The sequence below is a fragment of the Herbiconiux sp. 320_LB genome, assembly GCF_059691755.1.
Map to the genome: position 1 here is coordinate 215,125 of NZ_JCAWAD010000003.1, position 19,453 is coordinate 234,577.

The window sequence follows — 19,453 nt, forward strand, 5'->3', positions numbered from 1 at the left end:
CGGAACCCAGAACCGCACCGCCCCGAACCTAAACGCCCCAGTAGCGCACCGCCCCCAGAGCCACACCGACCACAGAACCACGCCGACCGTCTCACGGCCGGCTCAACGAAAGGACGACCACACAGTGGTGGAGAACTCCCAGGACACCGAGTACCGCATCGAGCACGACACGATGGGCGAGGTGCGGGTGCCCGCGTCGGCGCTCTACGGCGCTCAGACCCAGCGTGCGGTCGAGAACTTCCCCGTCTCGGGTGCGGTGCTCGAGTCGGCGCAGATCGCGGCCCTCGCCCGCATCAAGAAGGCGGCCGCCATCGCGAACGCCCGCCTCGGCGTGCTCGACCAGGCGATCGCCGACGCGATCGCGGCCGCGGCCGACCGGGTGATCACCGGCGAGTACGACGACGACTTCCCGATCGACGTCTACCAGACCGGCAGCGGGACCTCGTCGAACATGAACATGAACGAGGTGCTCTCGAGCCTGGCGTCGACCTCGCTCGGCTCGCACGTGCATCCGAACGACCACGTCAACGCCTCGCAGTCCTCCAACGACGTCTTCCCGACCTCGGTGCACGTGGCCGTGACGAACGCGCTGATCCACGACCTCATCCCCTCGCTCGAGCACCTCGCCGAGGCCCTCGAGGAGAAGGCCGTGCTCTGGGCCACGGCGGTCAAGTCCGGTCGCACGCACCTGATGGATGCGACGCCGGTCACCCTCGGCCAGGAGTTCGGCGGCTATGCGATGCAGATCCGTCTCGGCATCGAGCGCGTGCAGTCGGCGCTCCCCCGCGTGGCCGAGGTGCCGCTCGGCGGCACGGCGGTCGGTACGGGGATCAACACCCCGGCCGGCTTCCCGCAGCTGGTCATCTCGATCCTCGCCGACGAGACCGGGCTGCCGATCACCGAGGCCCGCGACCACTTCGAGGCCCAGGGCGCGCGCGACTCGCTGGTCGAGGCCTCCGGGGCGCTCCGCGTGCTGGCGGTCAGCCTGACCAAGATCTGCAACGACCTGCGCTGGATGGGATCGGGCCCGAACACGGGCATCGGCGAGCTCCACATCCCCGACCTCCAGCCCGGCTCGTCGATCATGCCCGGCAAGGTGAACCCGGTCATCCCGGAGGCCGTGTTGCAGGTGTGCTCGCGGGTCATCGGCAACGACGCCTCGATCGCCTGGTCGGGCGCCTCGGGAGCGTTCGAGCTGAACGTCGCCATCCCGGTGATGGGCACGGCGCTGCTGGAGTCGATCCGGCTGCTGTCGAACTCCTCGGTGCTGCTGGCCGACAAGACGGTCGCGGGCCTCGAGGCGAACCTCGACCGGGCACGCGCCCTGGCCGAGTCCTCCCCCTCGATCGTCACCCCGCTGAACCGCATCATCGGCTACGAGGCCGCGGCGAAGATCGCGAAGCACTCGGTCGCCAAGGGCATCACGGTGCGCGAGGCCGTCATCGACCTCGGCTTCGTAGACCGCGGCGAGGTCACGCTCGAGCAGCTCGACTCGGCGCTCGACGTGCTCTCGATGACCCGCCCCCCGGCGGCCAGGTAGTCCCTTCCGCCCATCCGGCCTGTGCAGCACGAGCGCTGCGCCGGCTCGGCGGTACCACGGCAACGACGGAGTCTCCACGCCCCCACGGCGTGGGGCTCCGTCGTTCGCCAGTTAACCGGCAAACCTCCGTCGTAACCGCTGGCGAACTGCGGTGCGCCATGCGGCGGGGTCAGGGCGGCAGGGTAGCCGCGATCGCGAACCAGAAGGCGGCGAGCAGGGACGGGCCGAGAGGGATGCGGGTGGCGGCGACGGCGCGCAGGCCCGGGCGGCGGGAGGCCGCCAGCACGCCGGCGACCGACGACAGGGTGAGGACGCCCGTCGCGGCGCACCACACGATCGGCGCACGCGCATCCACGAGCGCCGCCGCACCGGCCAACAGCACCGCGAGTTTCACGTCACCCATCCCAAGCATCCCGGCCACCCATCCGGTACCCGCGACCAGCGCCGCCAGCGCGCACGCGATGATGACGAAAGCCCACGACCCGGTAGACCACGACCCGGTCGCCCACGAGCCGATCGACCCGATACCCACGCACACGAGCAGCAGCAAGCCCGGCACCACGTACGCGTTCGGGAGTCGCAGCTCGCGCTCATCCGTCAGACCCAGCGGAACGGTGACCACAGCGAGATACGCCAACAGCACCAGGACGGGACCGACCCCCGACCCCGCGACCCAGGGCTCGGCGGCGATCGACATGCTCCGACGCTAGGCGGCCCCACGCGACGGCGGGCCGCAGCCGCCACGTCTGTGGACGGCCACGGCCCGCCGGGGCCCTGTGCAGGAGAAAGCGCTACGCCAGTTCGTTCGACTCCAGCATCTCGGTCACGAGCGCTGCGATCGCCGACCGCTCCGACCGGGTCAGCGTGATGTGGCCGAACAGCGAGTGCCCCTTGAGCGTCTCGATCACCGAGGCGACGCCGTCGTGCCGGCCCACCCGCAAGTTGTCGCGCTGGGCCACGTCGTGGGTCAGCACCACCCGCGAGTTCTGGCCGATCCGCGAGAGAACCGTGAGCAGCACGTTGCGCTCGAGCGACTGCGCCTCGTCGACGATCACGAAGGCGTCGTGCAGCGAACGACCACGGATGTGCGTCAGCGGGAGTACCTCGAGGATCCCCCGGTCGAGCACCTCGTCGAGCACGTTCTGCGAGACGAGCGAACCGAGCGTGTCGAAGACCGCCTGCGCCCAGGGGTTCATCTTCTCGCCGGCGTCACCCGGCAGGAAGCCGAGCTCCTGGCCGCCGACCGCGTAGAGCGGCCGGAACACCATGATCTTCTTGTGCTGCTGCTTCTCCAGCACCGCCTCGAGTCCGGCGCACAGGGCCAGAGCGGACTTCCCCGTACCGGCTCGACCCCCCAGCGACACGATCCCGACCTCCGGGTCGAGCAGCATGTCGATCGCGACCCGCTGCTCGGCCGAGCGGCCGTGGAGTCCGAACACGTCGCGGTCGCCGCGCACGAGCTGGAACGAGTCCCGCCCGGTCACGCGGCCGAGCGCCGATCCGCGATCGGAGTGGATGACGAGGCCGGTGTTGATCGGCATGTCGCGCACCAGCGGCGTCGTGAGCCGTTCGTCGTCGTAGAGCCGGGACATCGCATCCGACCCGAGCGTGATCTCGTCGAGCCCGGTCCAGCCGGAGTCGACGGCGAGCTCGGCGCGGTACTCCTCGGCGGCGAGGCCGATCGAGGCGGCCTTGACGCGGAGCGGCAGATCCTTCGACACGACGGTGACGTTCAGTCCGTCGTTCGCGAGGTTCTGCGCCACGGCCAGGATGCGCGTGTCGTTGTCGCCGAGCTGCAGGCCCGACGGCAGCACCGAGGTGTTCGAGTGGTTCAGTTCGACACGGAGGCTTCCCCCCTCCGTGCCCACCGAGATCGGGAAGTCGAGCCGTTCGTGCTTGATCCGCAACTCGTCGAGGTTGCGGAGCGCCTGGCGGGCGAAGTAGCCGATCTCCGGATCGTTGCGCTTGGATTCCAGCTCGGTGATCACGATCACCGGCAGCACGACCGCGTGCTCGGCGAATCGGAAGATCGCCTTCGGGTCGGACAGAAGAACCGAGGTGTCCAGTACGTAGGTCACCTCGGCCGTCGAGCTCGAATCGTTCGTGCGGGTGGTGCTTCGTGCATCCTCTCCGGTGCTGCGTGTGCCACTGGGCTTCTGGGTCATGGGCTCGGCCACATCCACTCCAACCCCGAGCGCGAGGCGCTCGGATCAGTAGGCGATCGGGCCACGGAGCAGCGTGACGAAACGTACTTATGTGGCCGTCTCGATCAGGCGCCATGCCTGATGAGATCAAGCTACGACCATTGGGACGAGCGTGGGTTACGACACGCGTCACAGTTGATTAACGCTGTGTTACACCGGTGTAGTTCTGTGCTTGTCACCGGGATGCGCGTGCTTCGCGCGCGTATCCCGGGCTGCGCCGGTCCCTGCCCGGCGCAGCGCGACATGTTCGTGTGCGGTCGCTGTCGCGGCCGCGCACTCACCCTGGGTCATTGAGTACGGCCCGCAGCTTTCATTGGCCGCTGCACTTTTGGGATGCGGTGGGTGTCCTACTTCAGCTGCCGAAACGTCTTTGGCGGCGGGAGTAGTCGCGCAGCGCACGCAGGAAGTCGACCTCGCGCACGTCCGGGCCCAGCGCCTCCATGAAGTAGAACTCGCTGTGCGCGCTCTGCCAGAGCATGAAGTCCGACAGGCGCTGCTCGCCCGAGGTGCGGATGACCAGGTCGGGGTCGGGCTGGCCGCCGGTGTAGAGGTGCTCGGCGATCAGGTCCTGGTCGATGGCGGCCTCGAGTTCGTCGAGGCCGTGGCCGAGCCCGCGGTGCTTCTGGATGATGCTGCGCACCGCATCCGCGATCTCGGATCGGCCGCCGTAGCCGACGGCGAGGTTCACGTGCAGCCCCTTGTGGCCGCGGGTGTGCTCCTCGGCGCTCTCCAGCGCGGCGACGAGCGGCTCCGGGAGGCCGGCGTTCGTGCCGACGTGCTTGACCCGCCAGTCGCGGAAGCGGGAGATGTCGTCGGCGAGCTCCGCGATGATCTCGATCAGCTCGGTGAGCTCGGCGCCGGAGCGGTTCGAGAGGTTGTCGGTCGACAGCAGGTACAGCGTCACCACCTCGATGCCGAGGTCGTCGCACCAGGTCAGGAACTCGAGGATCTTCGCCGCGCCGGCCCGGTGACCGTGGGCGGCGGTGCCGAGCGACCGCTGCTTGGCCCAGCGCCGGTTGCCGTCGAGGATCATCGCCACGTGCTTGGGCAGCACCGCCTCGTCGAGGTGATTGCGGATCCGGCGCTGATAGAGCCGGTAGAGGAGGCCTTTCCCGACCTGGGGCTGGCGTGTGGGCACACGCATACGTTACCGGGTCGGACCGGCCGCCGCCGGTGCCCGCTCCCAGCCACGCCGGGCACCCCCGGGCGTAGTCTTGGGCCATGGCCGAACCCGAACACCCGACCTCCCGCCCCGGCCCCGAGACCCGGGCCAGCCAGCTCGCGGGTGAGCCCCGCACGGCTCCGGATGCACGCCAGGACACGGCGGAGGACGGCGGCCCAGCGCTCCCCCGCCTCCCGCTCCTGGACGACGCGCTCGAGCACCCGGTCGAGGTCAAGCCGACCTGGCGCGGCTGGATCCACGCGGGCACCTTCCCGTTCACGATCGCCGCCGGAATCGTGCTGATCTGCCTGGCGCAGGGCGCCCCGGCGAAGTGGGCGAGCGCGGTGTTCATGCTCACCTCGATGCTGCTGTTCGGCAACTCGGCGCTCTACCACCGCTTCAACTGGAAGCCGAAGGCCAAGCTGCTGCTGAAGCGGATCGACCACGCCAACATCTTCCTGCTGATCGCGGGCACCTACACCCCGATCGGCGTGCTGGCGCTGCCGCCCGAGAAGGGCGTGCTGCTGCTCTCGCTGGTCTGGGCCGGTGCGGTGCTCGGCATCGGGTTCCGGGTGTTCTGGATCGGCGCCCCGCGCTGGCTGTACGTGCTGCTCTATCTGGCGCTCGGCTGGGCGGCCGTGATGTACCTGGTCGACATCTTCGCCGCCAACCCGGCGTCGATGGTGCTCGTGATCGTCGGCGGGCTCGCCTACACGCTCGGTGCGGTCGCGTACGGCCTCAAGCGGCCGAACCCCTTCCCCGGGAAGTTCGGGTTCCACGAGATCTTCCACACCCTGACGGTCGTGGCGTTCGTCTGCCACTGGACGGCGATCCTGCTGCTGGCGATCGATCCGCCGTTCAACGGCTGACGGCTGGTGGCCGACGGCTGACGGCTGACGGCTGACGGCTGATAGCAGCCGGCGGGCTGCTGACCGCGGAAAACAGCCGGGCGACCGCTACTCGGGCTTCTTGGTGACCCCGTCGGGCCCCGCGGCCGCATCCTCACCGGCGACCGAGCCGGCCGCATCCCGCGCCGCGAGCTCGGCCTCGAGCTCGTCGCGCACCTGGGCCCGGTAGTTCACCCGACGCACCCGGCGAACCATGTCGATGATCAGGAACAGCGTGATCAGCGCGATGCCGAAGGTCGCCACGAAGCCGACGATGCCGGGGGTGACGGTGTCCGGATCCGGCGTGGTCACGTCGGCGAGCACCGCCACGACGGCCGCGGGCAGAGCGGTCATCGCCCGACCTCGACCCCGTCGGCAACACCATCGACGGAACCGTGGGCGGCGCCGTCGACCACGCCGTCGAACAGGTCGGTCTCGGGCGAGGGCACCGGGATGCGGGTACGAGCGAGCTCGAAGTCCTCGTAGGGCCAGGCCCGCTTCTGCAGGTCGTTCGGCCAGAAGAAGAACGGGTGATCCGGCGCGACCTGGCTGGCGTGGGCGCGGAGGGCCGCATCCCGCACATCGAAGAAGTCGACGGCCGGGATGCTCACCAGCGCGGGCGCAGGTGCGGGCTCGACCGGGACGGCGCCATCCGCCTCATCCTGAGCAGCCGAAGCGGCAGCAGCCGAAGCGGCCTCGGCCTCCGCCGCCGCGCGCTCGTTCATCCGCTCCCGGATCTCGCCCAGCTGCTTCAGCACCGGACTGTCGGGCTCCTCGGCGGTGAGCAGCTCGAACACCGCCTCGAACTTCGCGGGGTTCATGATGCGGTCGTAGTACAGCTTGGAGACCGACCAGGCCGGGCCGGTGCCGGGGTAGGCCTCGGGATCGGCAGCGGCCTCGTAGGCCAGCGCCGAGATCTCGTGGCAGCGGATGTGGTCGGGATGCGGGTAGCCGCCCTGCTCGTCGTAGGTCACCAGCACCTGCGGCTTGAACTCGCGGATGAGCTTCACCAGCGGCGCCGCGGAGGTCTCGACCGGGATGGCGCCGAAGGAGTTGACGGGCAGCGGGTCGCCGGAGCCGGGCTCGATCCAGCCGGAGTCGGCGTAGCCCAGCCAGCGGTGCTCGAAGCCGACCGCCGCCTGCGCGGCGGCCATCTCGACCCGGCGGAGGCCCGCCATGTCGCGCTCGGCCCAGATGCGGGGCTCCAGGGCCTCGTTGAGCACCGATCCGCGCTCACCGCCGGTGCAGCTGACCACCATCACCTCGACACCGCGGTCGAGATAGTAGGCGTAGGTCGCCGCGCCCTTGCTGGACTCGTCGTCGGGATGGGCGTGCACGGCCATGAGGCGCAGGGTCAGCGGTCTCAACTCCTCGAGATTGCAATTAGCCTGGTAAGAGAACCACGACAAGACTAATCGTTCGAGCCCGGGAGGATGCCGCGTGAGCACCAGCGGAACACTCGCCGAGCGCTACGGTCGCACCAGGGGCCGTCGCACCCGCGGGCGGCTGATCGCGATCATCGCCGGCGCCGCCGTGGCCGTCGTGATCACGGCCTGGGTGGTCTGGGCAGGGCTGGACGGCACTTCGGCCACGGTGAAGGCGCAGGACACCGCGCACACCGTCGTCGACGACCGCTCCGTCGAGGTGGAGTTCGACCTCACCGTGCCGCGCGGAACCGCGTCGAGCTGCATTGTGCAGGCCCTCAGCGAGAAGTTCGCGGTGGTCGGCTGGAAGGTCATCGAGGTGCCGCCGTCGGATCAGGCGACCCGGTCGTTCAGCGAGACCGTGCGCACCAGCGAGCTGGCCTCGACGGGTTTGGTGTACAACTGTTGGCTCACATAGACTTCTCCGATGGCTGAAGAGACTCAGATCACCTGGCTCACCCAGGAGGCGTACGACCGGCTGTCGAACGAGCTCGAGGAGCTGAGCGGGCCGGCCCGCACCGAGATCGCCAAGCGCATCGAGGCAGCTCGCGAAGAGGGTGACCTCAAGGAGAACGGCGGCTACCACGCCGCGAAGGACGAGCAGGGCAAGATCGAGGCCCGCATCCGTCAGCTCACGCAACTGCTGCGCACCGCGCAGGTCGGCGAGACCCCGGAGAGCCACGGCGTCGTGGAGCCCGGAGTCGTCGTGACCGCGCTGGTCGCCGGTGGCGAGGAGCGCTTCCTGCTCGGCAGCCGCGAGATCGCCGGCAACGCCGACCTCGACGTCTACAGCGAGCAGAGCCCGCTGGGCGCCGCGATCATCGGTCTCAAGATCGGCGAGAAGACCACGTACGCCGCTCCCAACGGCCGCGACATCACCGTCGAGGTCACGAACGTCGAGACCTTCCAGGGCTGACCCGGCCGGGGGCTACTGCTCCACGCGCACCGTGTAGCCGGCGTCGCGGAGCTTCGCGATGACCTGCTCGCGGTGCTCGGGGCCTCGCGTCTCGATGTGCAGCTCGAGCTCCACCTCGCTGATCTGCAGCCCCTTGCCGTGCCGGGTGTGCTGTACCTCGACCACGTTCGCGTTCGCCTCGGCGACGAGCTCGGCCGTGCGGGCCAGCTGACCGGGGCGGTCCGGGAGCATGATGCGCAGCTTGAGGTACCGGTCCGACGCGGCCAGACCGTGGCTGATCACCCGCTGCATCAGCAGCGGATCGATGTTGCCGCCCGAGAGCACGACGACGGTCGTGCCGGAGTCGCGGATCTGGCCCGCGAGCATCGCCGCCACTCCCACCGCTCCTGCGGGCTCGACGACCTGCTTGGCCCGCTCGAGCAGCATCAGGATGGCGCGGGCCGTGTCGGCCTCGCTCACCGTGACGACCTCGTCGACCAGGCGCGAGATGATCTCGAAGTTGAGGGCGCCCGGACGCGCGACCAGGATGCCGTCGGCGATGGTCGGCGAGGTGACGATCGTCGTCGGCTCCCCCGCCGCGAGCGAGGGCGGGTAGGCGGCCGCGTTGGCGGCCTGCACCCCGATCACCTTGATCGAACGACCGTCGAGGGCGGCGCGCTGCTTGACGGCGCTGGCGATCCCCGAGATGAGCCCACCGCCGCCGATGGGCACGACGATGGTGTCCACATCCGGAGTCTGGTCGAGGATCTCGAGGCCGAGCGTCGCCTGCCCCATCACCACGTCGTGGTGGTCGAACGGCGGGATGAACACGGCACCGGTCGACTGGGCGAACTCGGCGGCGGCCTTGAGCGCCTCCTCGACCGAGTGACCGCGGAGGATCACGTCGGCCCCGTAGCCGCGCGTGGCCTGGAGCTTGGGCAGCGGCACGCCGATCGGCATGAAGATCGTCGCCGGGATGCCGAGCTCACGCGCCGCGAACGCCACGCCCTGGGCGTGGTTGCCCGCCGAGGCGGCGACGACGCCGGCGACCTTCTCGTCGTCGCTGAGGCTCGACATGCGGTTGTACGCACCCCGGATCTTGTACGACCCCGTGCGCTGCAGATTCTCCAGCTTCATCAGCACCGGCGAACCGACGAAGTCGGCGAGGAACCGGGAGGTCTCCATCGGCGTGACCTGCGCGACCGTCGAGACCCGGATGCGCGCGCTCTCGATCTCGGCGAGCGACGGGCCGGGGAAGACGGTGGCGGCGGGGGCGGTGCCGCCGGTGGCGGGGGTGGGATCAGTCATCGGTCGGGGTGTCCTTCGCGGGCGAGGGGGTCGTGGCCGGGGGTTCGGGTGAGCCGGCGGGAGAGGAGGATTGGGGGGCCATAGCCGGCGAGGCATCGTCCGGCGGAGGCTTGGGCGCGTGAGCATGCGCTGCCAACGCCGGCACCGGAGTGTCGGCCCGCCACGTGCCTCCGGCGATGTAATTGACCATCACGTTCAGCGTCGCGACCACGGGCACCGCGAAGAAGGCGCCCGGGATCCCGGCGACCATCGAGCCGCCGGCGACGGCGAGCACGACGGCGAGCGGGTGGATGCGGACGGCCGACCCCATCACCAGCGGTTGCAGCACGTGCCCCTCGACCTGCTGCACCAGCAGCACCACGCCGAGCATGATCAACGCGATCACCCAGCCGTTGTAGACCAGCGCGATGAACACCGCCACGGCACCGGTCAGCACCGCTCCGATGATCGGGATGAACGAGCCCAGGAACACCAGCACGCCGATCGGGATGGCGAGCGGCACCCCGAGGATGGCGGCGCCGATCGCGATGCCGAGCGCGTCGATCGACGCCACGAGGATCTGCACCTTCACGAAGTTCTGCAGCGTCTTCCAGCCCACGCGGCCGGCGCCGTCGGTGGCGGCACGCGCCCGGCGCGGGAACAGGCGAACGATCCAGCGCCAGATCCGCTCCCCGTCGATCAGGATGAACAGGGTCGAGAACAGCGTCAGCAGCACGCCCGCGAGCACATGACCGATGCTGGAGCCGACCGCCGCGGCGCCGGAGATCAGGGCCTGGCTGTCCTGCTGCACCGCATCCCAGATCTGGGAGACGTAGGAGTTGAAGTCGCTCTCGGAGATCTGCAGCGGCGACTGCGCGAGGAGGGCCTTGAGGTCGTTGTACGAGGTGAGGGTGCGGTCGCGGAGGTCGCCGAAGCCCGAGGAGACCTGCGTGGCGACCAGGAAGACCAGGGCGGCGACGACCACGATCGTGCCGAGCTCGGCGACGGCCACCGCGATTCCCTTGGGCCACCGGTGTCGCACCAGGAAGTTCTTGAACGGCACCAGCAGCGCCGAGAGCACGACGGCGACGAGGACCGGGATGATCAGCAGCCGCAGCTGGATGATGAGGAAGACCAGGACCGCGAGGACGGCCAGCACGGCCAGGATCCGCCAGGCCCAGGCGCCCGCGATCCGCATGCCCGGGGGCACCGTGTCATCACGCTCGGTCTGCGACATGCGCTCAGTCTAGGAGCGGACGTATGCGTCCGCTCGCATGCACCGGGGACTGGTGCGCTACTCCCAGGCCTTCACCGCGACCGGGGCGCCGTCGAAGCGCAGGCCGAGCCGTGCATCCACCTCGGGCACGAAGCCGGGGGCGTGCTGGACCACCAGGACGGTGCCGTCCTCCAGCGCCACGGTCGTGCGGCGGTAGGAGCCGAGGAAGCTCGTCGAGACCACCTCGACCAGGATGCCGTCGTCGGCGAAACGAAGATCCTCCGGCCGCACGAAGACGATCACCTCGCCGTCCGCGGTCGACTCGTCGATGAGCGGCAGCCGCACCTCGCAGACCTCGGCGGCCCCGCCGGAGACCCGCCCGCGCAACCGGTTGCTCGAGCCGACGAACTCGGCCACGAACGGCGTCGCGGCCCGCGAGTACAGCACCTCGGGCGCGCCGATCTGCTCGATGTTGCCGGCCCGCATCACCGCGACCCGGTCGGCCGAGGCGAGGGCCTCCTCCTGGTCGTGCGTGACGAAGACGGTCGTGATCCCGAAGTCCTGCTGGATCCGACGGATCTCGTCGCGCAGCTGCACCCGCACCCGCGCGTCCAGAGCCGACAGCGGCTCGTCCAGGAGCAGCACCCGCGGCTCGGTCACCAGCGCGCGGGCGAGCGCCACCCGCTGCTGCTGGCCGCCGGAGAGCTCGTGCGCATACCGCCCGCCGAGCGAGCCCAGGCCGACCATCTCGAGGGCCTCGCCCGCTCGGAGCCGCCGCTCGTCCTGCGCCACCCGGCGCATCCGCAGACCGAACGCGACGTTCGCGAGCGCCGTGAGGTGCGGGAAGAGGGAGTACGACTGGAAGACCATGCCGATGTCGCGGCGGCGGGCCGGAACACCCGAGACGTCGGCGCCGTCGATCATCACCGAACCGCTCGTGGCGAGCTCGAGACCCGCGAGCACCCGGAGGGCGGTGGTCTTTCCGCAGCCGGACGGGCCGAGCAGCGCCACGAACTCGCCGGGCTCGATCATCAGGTCGACGCCGTCGAGGGCGCGGTGGCCGCCGGCGAACTCCTTGACGATGCCGCGGAGCTCGACGCGCGAGCCGGGCTGCCGCGGCTCGGTCGCGGCACGGGCGGGAGCGGCGGCGGGCCGGCGGGTGAGGGAGAGGGACATCAGCGTGCTTTCTGTCGGGGTGGCAGGGGCAGGGACGACTTCGGGGCCGAGCCGATCCGCCCGATCGCGAGGAGCAGGAGGAAGGCGAACAGCAGCGCCAGCAGGGCGAAGATCACCGCGCTGAACGGGTCGGCCTTGCTGACCACGACGAGCGCGGTCTGCAGGTTCACCCGGTTGAGCAGCGCGGCGATCGTGTACTCGCCCAGCACGACGGCGACCGAGATGAAGGAGGCGGCGAGCAGACCGCGGCGGATGTTCGGCACGACGACCCGCACGAGGATCGTGAACCAGCCCGCCCCGAGCGACCGGGCCGCCTCGCTGAGGGTGACGACGTCGACCGCGGCGAGGTTCGCCTGCACGGCACGGTAGGTGTACGGCAGCACGATGACGCCGTAGGCGAAGGCGAGGGTCCAGACGCCGCTGCCGAACATCCGCGCGACCACCGAGTAGACCGGGGCGAGCCCCACCACCAGCACGATCGCCGGGATGGTGATCGGCAGCAGGCAGATGAACTCGAGGGCGCGCTGGAGGCCGGGGAACCGGATGCGCACGAGCACCATGGTGGGCACGAGCAGCACCAGCATGACCACGACGGTGACGACCGCGAGCAGCAGCGAGTTGCCCGCCCCCGTGAACACGGTCTTGTACTCCCCCGTCGCTCCCGTGGTGAACACGGCGGCCCAGCGGCTGAAGTCGTAGCCGCCGCCCAAGCCCTTGCGGAGCGTGAACTCGACCATCGAGGCGATCGGCACTAGGAAGAGGATGCCGATCACGGCCACGATCACGATCCGGGTCGTGCGCGAGGGCCCCGGATGCACGCCGCGGCTCATCGCACCCACCGGGCCGTGCGCCGCATCAGCAGCGAGTAGAGGGTCATCACGACGACCATGACCACGATCATGCCGAGCGCGAGCGCCCCGGCGAGGTTCTGCTGGCCGAGCACGGTCTCGCTGGTGAGCGCGCCGCGGATCTGCAGCGGCACGATCGACTGCCCCTGGCTGGTCAGCGCGGCGGCCGTGGCGAAGGAGGAGAAGGCGTTGGCGAACAGCAGCAGCAGGCTGCCGAGGAAGGAGGGCAGCAGCACCGGGATGCCGATGTGCCGCCAGTACCCGGCGACTCCCCCGCCGAGCATCGCGTTGGCCTCGGCCCACTGGGGCTTCAGGCTCTCGAGCGCCGGCGAGAAGGTGATGATCATCAGCGGCACCTGGAAGTAGATGTACGGCAGGATCAGGCCCGGGGTGTCGTAGAGCCAGACGCCGTCGGCGAAGATGTCGATGCCGAGGCTGTTCTTGAGGAACACCGTGACCATGCCCTGGATGCCGATGGTCGCCACGAAGGCGAAGGCCAGCATCACGCCGCCGAACTGCGCGAGCACCCCGCTGGCCGCGTCGACGACGAAGCGGAGGGCCCCGGTCGGCTTCGCGCCGAGCAGGGCGTAGCAGAACAGGGCGCCGACCAGCGCTCCGATCACCGCCGTGAGCGCGGAGAGCCAGAGCGAGTTGCCGAAGGTCGAGAGCACGACCGGGTTGCCGAGGGCGGCGAGGTTCGACAGAGTGAACCGGCCCGAGCCGTCCACGAGTCCCGTGGCCACTGCGATGATCGTCGGCAGGGCCAGGAAGAGGATGATGTAGGCCGTGAAGGGCACGAGCCCGAGCACGCTCCCCGAGAGGAGGGCGCGCATCGGGCTCGTGCCCCGCGGCCGGGCGAGCGAGGTCACTGGACCGCCGCAGCCCACTTCTGGCCGAGGAGGGCCGAGGCGGCCGCGGCCTGGTCGGCGTCGGGCACCACGGTCTCTCCCGGCACCGCCGGGAGCGCGGCGAAGAGGTCCTTGTCGATCGTGCCGGCCGCATCCATCGCCTCGGCGCGCACGGGGCGGGCACCGCCGGCGAGCCAGAGGTTCTGGGCCTCGTCGCTGTAGAGGAACTCCTGCCAGAGGCGGGCCGCGGCGGGGTGCGGCGCGTCGACGTTCACGGCCTGGTTGTAGTAGCCCGCGTAGCCGGTGCCGGGGAGGATGGTGACCTTCCAGTTGCGCTGACCCTGGAGATCCTTCGCGTAGCCGACGTTGAGGTAGTCCCAGTCGAAGACGACGGGGGTCTCGCCGCTTGCGATGGTCGCGGGGGTCGGGTCGATCTTGACGAAGTTGCCGGCCTTGTTCAGCTCGGAGAAGAAGTCGATGCCGGGCTGGAAGTCGTCGACCGATCCGCCGTTCTGCACCGAGGCGAGGCCCACCGCGGCGAAGGCGGCGCCGGCCTGGGTCGGGTCGCCGTTGATGGCCACCTTGCCCTTGTAGTCCGGGCCGAGCAGGTCTTTGAGGCTGGTCGGCTCGGCGACGGCGTCGGGGTCGTAGCCGACGGCCATGTACCCGCCGTAGTCGCCGACCCAGAGTCCGTTCGACTCCTTGAGCGCATCCGGGATGTCGGACCAAGTGGCGACCTGGTAGGGCGCGAACTGGTCGGTGTTCGCCAGGGCCACCGCGGCGCCGACGTCGAAGACGTCGGGGGCGGTGTCCTGACCGGAGAGGTTCTTGGCGGCCTGGATCTCCTCGGCGCTCGAGGCGTCGGGGGTGGCCTCGTTGACCGTGATCTCGGGGTACTTGGCGGTGAAGGCGTCGAGCACGGCGCCGTAGTTGGCCCAGTCGCGGGGCAGCGCGATCACGTTGAGGGCGCCTTCGGCCTTCGCCGCGTCCTCGAGGCCCGAGAGGCCGCCGAAGGCGTCGAGGCTGGTGGCGGTCGCGGCGTCGACTCCCGAGCCGCTGCCGGAGCCGGACGACGCCGAGGCGTCGGCCGAGCAGCCCGCCAGGCCGAGGGCGAGAGCGGCGACGACGGCGGTGCCGGCGATCGCGATGCGCGTGGTGAACACTGATCCTCCTGATGTCGGAGCCCGGCCGCCCGCGTCGAGCCGCGGGCCGTTGCTTCGCCGGGTGGGCCGACTCCTGCACGGTAGGACTCGGGTGCGGCGGTCTGCGGTCGCCGCCGTGAATCGGCGATGAACGGGCGGTGACGGATGCGGCGGGCGGGGTCGGGTGGGTCGCGCCGGGGCGGGTGGGCCGCTCGGTTCGGGCTCGGTTATGGCTCGGTTCTGGCTCGGTTCTGGCTCGGGCTCGGCGATGTCGGTGGGGGTCGCTAGGGTCGTTCTCGATGGTCGATACGGTTTCTCCCGCACTGGCGCGGCGCATCGCGCTGGCGGCCCAGGGCTTCGGTGCGCGCTCGGCCGGGGCGGCCCCCGGCACCCGGCAGTTCAACCTGCTGCTGCGCCGGCTGGCCCTGCTGCAGATCGACTCGGTGAACGTCTACGAGCGCAGTCACTACCAGCCGGTGTTCGCCCGGCTCGGGTCGTTCGACAAGGCGCTCCTGGATCGCCTCACCTACGGCCGCACCGTCACCGAGTACTGGGCGCACGAGGCGTCGTTCCTCCCGCTCGAGACGCTCCCCCTGATGGGCTGGCGGAAGGACGACTACCGCGAGTGGTACCGCACGCATCCGGACTCCTGGGGCGCGTCGAACCAGGGCACCATGGACTGGCTGCGGGCCGAGCTCGCGGCGAAGGGGCCGATGCGGGCGAGCGAGATCGAGCACGAGTCGAACCGCCGGCAGGGGCCGTGGTGGGGGTGGTCGGACGTCAAGCGCGGGCTCGAGACGATGTTCCGGCAGGGCGACGTGGTCTCGGCGGGCCGGGTGCGGTTCGAGCGGGTCTACGCGCTGCCCGAGCAGGTGCTGCCCCCGGCGATCCTCGACCAGGAGGTGCCGCGCGAGGAGGCGGTCCGGCGCCTGGTCTCGCAGTCGGCCGAGGCGCTCGGCATCGGCACACTGGGTGATCTCGCCGACTACTTCCGGTTGAAGACGGTGGATGCGAAGCCAGCGGTCGAGCAGCTGGTCGAGGCCGGCGAGCTCGTGCCGGTGACCGTGCCCGGCTGGCCGACGACCGGGCTCAACCGGGGCGTCTACCTCCACCGCGACGCGCGGCTGCCCCGCCGCATCGAGGCGGAGGCCCTGCTGTCGCCCTTCGACCCCGTGGTTTGGGAGCGCGACCGGGCGCTCCGGATGTTCGACTTCCACTACCGGATCGAGATCTACACCCCGCAGCCGAAGCGCGTCTACGGCTACTACGTGCTTCCGGTGCTGATCGACGACCGCATCCCGGCCCGCATCGACCTGAAGAGCGACCGTCAGGCCGGGGTGCTCCGTGTGCAGGCCGCCTGGGCCGAGCCCTCCCTCGTCCCCGACGACATCCCCCGCATCGCGTCCCTCCTCCGCCGAGCCGCCGCCTGGCAATCCCTCCCCCACCCCATAGAAGTGGCTCCTCGAGGCACCCTCGCAACCGCTCTGGCCACAGAACTAGCCCGCTGACCCGCCCCGGGTCACAATCGCAACGGGCCCTACTCGCCGACCCAAGGTGAGCGCGCGGCCGCGCCAACGACCGCACGCGAACATGTCGCCCGCGCCGCAGAGGCGGCGGCGCGGCCCGAGGACGCCGCGCGCGGCCGCGCCAGCGACCGCACGCGAACATGTCGCCCGCGCCGGGCAGGGACCGGCGCGGCCCGAGGACGCCGCGCGCAGCACGGCGCCCGAGGCAAACAGCACAGCTAGAAACTTCCACCCATGTCGTGCAGGCGCTTCACCCTGTCCGGGATCGGGGGGTGGGTCGAGAAGAGGCGGTCCATGAGGCCGGGCTTCATGGGGTCGGCGATCCACATGTGCGACATCGATGACGACTGCCGCTGCATCGGCCGGCCGTAGGCGGCGAGCTTCTCGAGGGCGCTGGCGAGCGCATCCGGGTGGCGGGTCGTGATCGCACCGGTCGCATCCGCCAGGTACTCGCGCTGGCGGGAGACCGCGAGCTGCACGACGGTCGCGACGAGCGGGGCCACCAGAATGGCGACGAGACCGAAGACCATCACGATCGGGTTGCCGTTGCTGTTGTTGTTGCGGCCGAAGAACGCCAGCCGCAGGAACATGTCGGCGATGAAGCCAACCGCGACCACCAGCCCGAAGACGATCATCGAGACGCGGATGTCGTAGTTGCGCACGTGGCCGAGCTCATGGGCCATCACGCCTTCGAGCTCCGCGTCGTCCATCAGGTCGAGCAGCCCCGTGGTCGCCGCGACGATCGCGTGCTGCGGGTCCCGCCCGGTGGCGAAGGCGTTGGGGGCCGGGTCGTCGATCACGTAGACCTTCGGCATCGGCGTGCCGGTCGTGATCGACAGGTTCTCGACCACGCGCCACAGCCGCGGGTTGTCACGCTTCTGGATCTCGCGGGCACCGCTCATCGCGAGCGCCTGGCCGCTGGCCGCGAAGTACTGGATCAGGGCGTAGCCGAGCGCCACCACGACCGTGATGACGACGATCGAGATGTTGCCGTAGATGTAGCTCGCCAGCCAGCCGAGCCCGCCGATGATCAGCAGGAACAGGGCGATGATGATGACGGTGTTGCGCTTGTTCTTCGCTATCGCGCGATACATGGACCGGTACTACCGCTCGGGTCGGGGGTGTCGGTGAGGGATGCGGTGCTCAGAACTGCACGCGCGGCGGCTCCGCGATGGCGGCCACGTCGGACACCTCGAAGAACTCGCGCTCGGTGAACCCGAGACGACGCGCGAACACGTTGTTCGGGAACTGCTGGATCTTCGTGTTGAGCTCGCGCACACCACCGTTGTAGAAGCGGCGCGAGGCCTGCACCTTGTCTTCGGTGTCGACGATCTCGGCCTGCAGCTGCAGGAAGTTCTGGCTGGCCTGGAGCTGCGGGTACGCCTCGGCGACCGCGAAGATGCTCTTCAGGGCGTTCTGCATGTGGTTCTCGGCCACGGAGGCCTCGGCCGGACCCTGGGCCGACAGCGTCTCGGCGCGCGCCTTGGTGACGTTCTCGAAGACCGCCTTCTCGTGCGCCGCGTAGCCCTTGACCGTCTCGATCAGGTTCGGCAGCAGATCCGCTCGCCGCTTGAGTTGGACGGTGATGTCACTCCACGCCTCGTCGACGCGGATCTTCAGCGTCACGAGCGCGTTGTACGTCGCCCACAGATAGATGCCGACGATCAGGACCAGAACGACGACGATGATTACCGGGATCAGCCATGCCCACATGCCAGCAGTATAGCGAGATGACCGCCCGCTCCCAGAGTCGTTGAGGCGTCCTCACAGCAACCGCGACGGCCGGCGGCGCGGCATCGACGCGGCAAGCGGGGCCGAACGCGGCGCTCCGCCCGCCGCCGCCTCAGCGCGACTCGGCCAGCAGCGCGAGCCAGGCGAAGGAGTCCTTCGGCGTGCGGTGGAACTCGTCGAAGTCGACGTGCACGATCCCGGTGCGCCGGGTGAGCCCCGCCTGCCAGCCGAAGTCGTCCAGCAGCGACCGCACGAAGAAGCCGCGCAGGTCGACGCCGGCCGAGGCGGCCGCCCCCACGGCTTCGTCCAGGTGCCGCGCGAGGTAGTCGATCCGCAGACCGTCGTGCACCCGCCGCGTACCGGTGCCCTCCTCCAGCTCGACGGCATCCGGGAAGCTCACCCCGCTCGCGGTGACGACCACGGCCGGCAGGGCTTCGCCGTAGCGCTCGGCGAGCTCGCGGATCGCGATGCCGAGGAACTCGGGCGCGATCGGCTCGCCGCTCCCGCTCGCCGGGTACTCGGGCCAGTCGCCGAACCGGAACGGCAGGGAGGCCATCGCCGCCGACGTGCCGTCCGGCGTCCACCCCGTCCCCTCGCCGGATCCGGCTCCGATCTTCGTGGGCGCGCGGTAGTTCAGGCCGTAGAAGTCCAGCGGCTGCCCGATCAGCGCGAGATCGGCCGGCTCGGCCTCGGCGAGCGCCGTGAACAGCGCCTCGAAGCCCTCGGGGGGCTGTGGGTACCGGCCGAGGAGGACGGCGTCGGCGTAGACCCGGTTCTGCAGCATGTCGTAGAGCTCGGCGAAGGCGGTGTCCGCTTCCGACCCGGTCGAGGCGACGACGGGCGAGTGGCTGCCGACGATCCCGATGCCGCCGGTCACCCCGGCCCCGCGGAGCGCCTGCACCGCGAGCCCGTGGCCGAGCAGCTGGTGGTGGGCGACCGGGAGGGCGTTGAACAGCCGGGTCGCGCCGGGCGCGTGCACCCCGACCGCGTGTCCGGAGAAGGTCACGGTCGCGGGCTCCTCGAGGGTCGCCCAGCGGTCGATCCGGTCGCCGAACCGCTCCCCCAGGGCGAAGGCGTAGTCGCCGAAGCGCAGCGCGGTGTCGCGGGAGAACCAGCCTCCGCGCAGTGCCGCCGGGGTGTCCCAGTGGAACAGCGTCGCGAACGGGCGGATGCCGGCGGCGTCGAGCTGGTCGAGCAGGCGCTCGTAGAAGTCGGTTCCGGATGAACGGAGGGCGCCTCTGCCCTCGGCCTGCAGCCGGGGCCAGGAGAACGAGAACCGGTAGCCGTCGATCCCCAGGTCGCGCATCAGGGCGACGTCCTCGGGCATCCGGTGGAAGTGGTCGGCGGCGCGGTCGGCCGTGGAGCCGTCGAGAATGCGGCCGGGCTCCTGGCTGAACGCATCCCAGACCGATTCGCCGCGACCGCCCTCGTGCGTGGCCCCTTCGATCTGGAAGGCGCTCGTGGTGACGCCGAGCTCGAAGCCTTCGGGGAGCCGGCCGCCGAGGTCGCGCGCGAACTCGCGCCGCTCCTCGGGCGAGCCCGCTCCGGTGGTCGTGATCCGGGCCAC

Annotated in this window: 19 protein-coding genes; 5 read left to right on the forward strand and 14 right to left on the reverse strand. The window is 70.3% G+C overall.

Annotation, left to right across the window (positions count from 1 at the left end):
* Positions 1 to 127 precede the first annotated feature (127 nt).
* Positions 128 to 1,540 (forward strand): class II fumarate hydratase, encoded by a 1,413-nt coding sequence (locus AC59HU_RS08960; protein WP_497223495.1) that lies wholly within the window; start codon positions 128 to 130, stop codon positions 1,538 to 1,540.
* Positions 1,541 to 1,709: 169 nt separating this feature from the next.
* On the opposite strand, the gene AC59HU_RS08965 is transcribed toward AC59HU_RS08960, so the two are convergent.
* From AC59HU_RS08965 to AC59HU_RS08975, 3 genes are all read right to left on the reverse strand, one after another.
* On the reverse strand, positions 1,710 to 2,237 hold the full coding sequence (locus AC59HU_RS08965; RefSeq protein WP_497223034.1) for an A24 family peptidase: 528 nt from the start codon (positions 2,235 to 2,237) through the stop codon (positions 1,710 to 1,712).
* Between the two features lie 94 nt (positions 2,238 to 2,331).
* Complete coding sequence (gene phoH2 / locus AC59HU_RS08970; RefSeq protein WP_497223035.1) at positions 2,332 to 3,705, reverse strand: RNA 5'-3' helicase PhoH2; 1,374 nt, start codon at positions 3,703 to 3,705, stop codon at positions 2,332 to 2,334.
* 391 nt (positions 3,706 to 4,096) lie between these two features.
* Positions 4,097 to 4,882: an isoprenyl transferase gene (locus tag AC59HU_RS08975; protein WP_497223036.1), complete on the reverse strand. Its 786-nt coding sequence runs from the start codon at positions 4,880 to 4,882 to the stop codon at positions 4,097 to 4,099.
* Positions 4,883 to 4,965: 83 nt separating this feature from the next.
* On the opposite strand from AC59HU_RS08975, the gene trhA reads away from it, so the two are divergent.
* Positions 4,966 to 5,775: a PAQR family membrane homeostasis protein TrhA gene (gene trhA, locus AC59HU_RS08980; RefSeq protein WP_497223037.1), complete on the forward strand. Its 810-nt coding sequence runs from the start codon at positions 4,966 to 4,968 to the stop codon at positions 5,773 to 5,775.
* A gap of 87 nt (positions 5,776 to 5,862) precedes the next feature.
* Here the strand turns inward: trhA and AC59HU_RS08985 are convergent, their stop codons facing one another.
* Both AC59HU_RS08985 and AC59HU_RS08990 read right to left on the reverse strand, forming a co-directional pair.
* On the reverse strand, positions 5,863 to 6,147 hold the full coding sequence (locus AC59HU_RS08985) for a hypothetical protein (RefSeq protein WP_497223038.1): 285 nt from the start codon (positions 6,145 to 6,147) through the stop codon (positions 5,863 to 5,865).
* The gene (locus tag AC59HU_RS08990) at positions 6,144 to 7,136 is read right to left on the reverse strand and encodes a PIG-L family deacetylase (protein ID WP_497223496.1); all 993 of its coding nucleotides are present in this window, start codon (positions 7,134 to 7,136) and stop codon (positions 6,144 to 6,146) included. The genes AC59HU_RS08985 and AC59HU_RS08990 overlap by 4 nt, the downstream gene beginning before the upstream one ends.
* Before the next feature lie 97 nt (positions 7,137 to 7,233).
* Here AC59HU_RS08990 and AC59HU_RS08995 point away from each other — a divergent pair, with 97 nt between their 5' ends.
* Both AC59HU_RS08995 and greA read left to right on the forward strand, forming a co-directional pair.
* Positions 7,234 to 7,635, forward strand: a complete 402-nt coding sequence (locus tag AC59HU_RS08995; RefSeq protein WP_497223039.1) for a DUF4307 domain-containing protein — start codon at positions 7,234 to 7,236, stop codon at positions 7,633 to 7,635.
* A gap of 9 nt (positions 7,636 to 7,644) precedes the next feature.
* The gene (gene greA / locus AC59HU_RS09000; protein WP_497223040.1) at positions 7,645 to 8,133 is read left to right on the forward strand and encodes a transcription elongation factor GreA; all 489 of its coding nucleotides are present in this window, start codon (positions 7,645 to 7,647) and stop codon (positions 8,131 to 8,133) included.
* Between the two features lie 12 nt (positions 8,134 to 8,145).
* Here the strand turns inward: greA and ilvA are convergent, their stop codons facing one another.
* From ilvA to AC59HU_RS09030, 6 genes are read right to left on the reverse strand one after another with little or no spacing between them, the layout of a single operon-like run.
* Positions 8,146 to 9,420 carry a threonine ammonia-lyase gene (gene ilvA / locus AC59HU_RS09005; protein WP_497223041.1) on the reverse strand — a complete coding sequence of 425 codons (1,275 nt, stop codon included), beginning with the start codon at positions 9,418 to 9,420 and terminating at the stop codon, positions 8,146 to 8,148.
* Entirely contained in the window at positions 9,413 to 10,636 is a 1,224-nt protein-coding gene (locus AC59HU_RS09010; RefSeq protein WP_497223042.1) for an AI-2E family transporter, read from the reverse strand. The genes ilvA and AC59HU_RS09010 overlap by 8 nt, the downstream gene beginning before the upstream one ends.
* A 57-nt stretch (positions 10,637 to 10,693) precedes the next feature.
* Positions 10,694 to 11,791, reverse strand: a complete 1,098-nt coding sequence (locus tag AC59HU_RS09015) for an ABC transporter ATP-binding protein (protein ID WP_497223043.1) — start codon at positions 11,789 to 11,791, stop codon at positions 10,694 to 10,696.
* Positions 11,791 to 12,621 (reverse strand): ABC transporter permease, encoded by an 831-nt coding sequence (locus tag AC59HU_RS09020; RefSeq protein WP_497223044.1) that lies wholly within the window; start codon positions 12,619 to 12,621, stop codon positions 11,791 to 11,793. Before AC59HU_RS09020 ends, AC59HU_RS09015 begins: the two co-directional genes overlap by 1 nt.
* Positions 12,618 to 13,472 (reverse strand): ABC transporter permease, encoded by an 855-nt coding sequence (locus AC59HU_RS09025; RefSeq protein ID WP_497223045.1) that lies wholly within the window; start codon positions 13,470 to 13,472, stop codon positions 12,618 to 12,620. The genes AC59HU_RS09020 and AC59HU_RS09025 overlap by 4 nt, the downstream gene beginning before the upstream one ends.
* Before the next feature lie 32 nt (positions 13,473 to 13,504).
* Entirely contained in the window at positions 13,505 to 14,650 is a 1,146-nt protein-coding gene (locus AC59HU_RS09030; protein ID WP_497223046.1) for an ABC transporter substrate-binding protein, read from the reverse strand.
* A 278-nt stretch (positions 14,651 to 14,928) separates the two neighbouring features.
* Here AC59HU_RS09030 and AC59HU_RS09035 point away from each other — a divergent pair, with 278 nt between their 5' ends.
* Positions 14,929 to 16,137 (forward strand): winged helix-turn-helix domain-containing protein, encoded by a 1,209-nt coding sequence (locus tag AC59HU_RS09035; protein ID WP_497223047.1) that lies wholly within the window; start codon positions 14,929 to 14,931, stop codon positions 16,135 to 16,137.
* A 236-nt stretch (positions 16,138 to 16,373) separates the two neighbouring features.
* Here AC59HU_RS09035 and AC59HU_RS09040 read toward each other — a convergent pair whose 3' ends face one another.
* From AC59HU_RS09040 to AC59HU_RS09050, 3 genes are all read right to left on the reverse strand, one after another.
* Positions 16,374 to 17,249, reverse strand: coding sequence for a M48 family metallopeptidase (locus tag AC59HU_RS09040; RefSeq protein WP_497223048.1), 876 nt, complete (start codon positions 17,247 to 17,249; stop codon positions 16,374 to 16,376).
* A gap of 49 nt (positions 17,250 to 17,298) precedes the next feature.
* The gene (locus AC59HU_RS09045) at positions 17,299 to 17,868 is read right to left on the reverse strand and encodes a LemA family protein (RefSeq protein WP_497223049.1); all 570 of its coding nucleotides are present in this window, start codon (positions 17,866 to 17,868) and stop codon (positions 17,299 to 17,301) included.
* A 130-nt stretch (positions 17,869 to 17,998) separates the two neighbouring features.
* A complete protein-coding gene (locus AC59HU_RS09050) occupies positions 17,999 to 19,453 on the reverse strand; it encodes a family 1 glycosylhydrolase (RefSeq protein ID WP_497223050.1) in 1,455 nt (484 codons plus the stop codon).

Coding starts and splice junctions, on each gene's coding strand:
- trhA (WP_497223037.1), top strand. CDS start 4,966: ATGGCCGAACCCGAACACCCGACCTCCCGCCCCGGCCCCGAGACCCGG.
- AC59HU_RS08965 (WP_497223034.1), bottom strand. CDS start 2,237: ATGTCGATCGCCGCCGAGCCCTGGGTCGCGGGGTCGGGGGTCGGTCCC.
- AC59HU_RS09020 (WP_497223044.1), bottom strand. CDS start 12,621: ATGAGCCGCGGCGTGCATCCGGGGCCCTCGCGCACGACCCGGATCGTG.
- AC59HU_RS09010 (WP_497223042.1), bottom strand. CDS start 10,636: ATGTCGCAGACCGAGCGTGATGACACGGTGCCCCCGGGCATGCGGATC.
- AC59HU_RS09015 (WP_497223043.1), bottom strand. CDS start 11,791: ATGTCCCTCTCCCTCACCCGCCGGCCCGCCGCCGCTCCCGCCCGTGCC.
- phoH2 (WP_497223035.1), bottom strand. CDS start 3,705: ATGACCCAGAAGCCCAGTGGCACACGCAGCACCGGAGAGGATGCACGA.
- AC59HU_RS09035 (WP_497223047.1), top strand. CDS start 14,929: ATGGTCGATACGGTTTCTCCCGCACTGGCGCGGCGCATCGCGCTGGCG.
- greA (WP_497223040.1), top strand. CDS start 7,645: ATGGCTGAAGAGACTCAGATCACCTGGCTCACCCAGGAGGCGTACGAC.
- AC59HU_RS08985 (WP_497223038.1), bottom strand. CDS start 6,147: ATGACCGCTCTGCCCGCGGCCGTCGTGGCGGTGCTCGCCGACGTGACC.
- AC59HU_RS09025 (WP_497223045.1), bottom strand. CDS start 13,472: ATGCGCGCCCTCCTCTCGGGGAGCGTGCTCGGGCTCGTGCCCTTCACG.
- AC59HU_RS09040 (WP_497223048.1), bottom strand. CDS start 17,249: ATGTATCGCGCGATAGCGAAGAACAAGCGCAACACCGTCATCATCATC.
- AC59HU_RS08990 (WP_497223496.1), bottom strand. CDS start 7,136: ATGGCCGTGCACGCCCATCCCGACGACGAGTCCAGCAAGGGCGCGGCG.
- ilvA (WP_497223041.1), bottom strand. CDS start 9,420: ATGACTGATCCCACCCCCGCCACCGGCGGCACCGCCCCCGCCGCCACC.
- AC59HU_RS09045 (WP_497223049.1), bottom strand. CDS start 17,868: ATGTGGGCATGGCTGATCCCGGTAATCATCGTCGTCGTTCTGGTCCTG.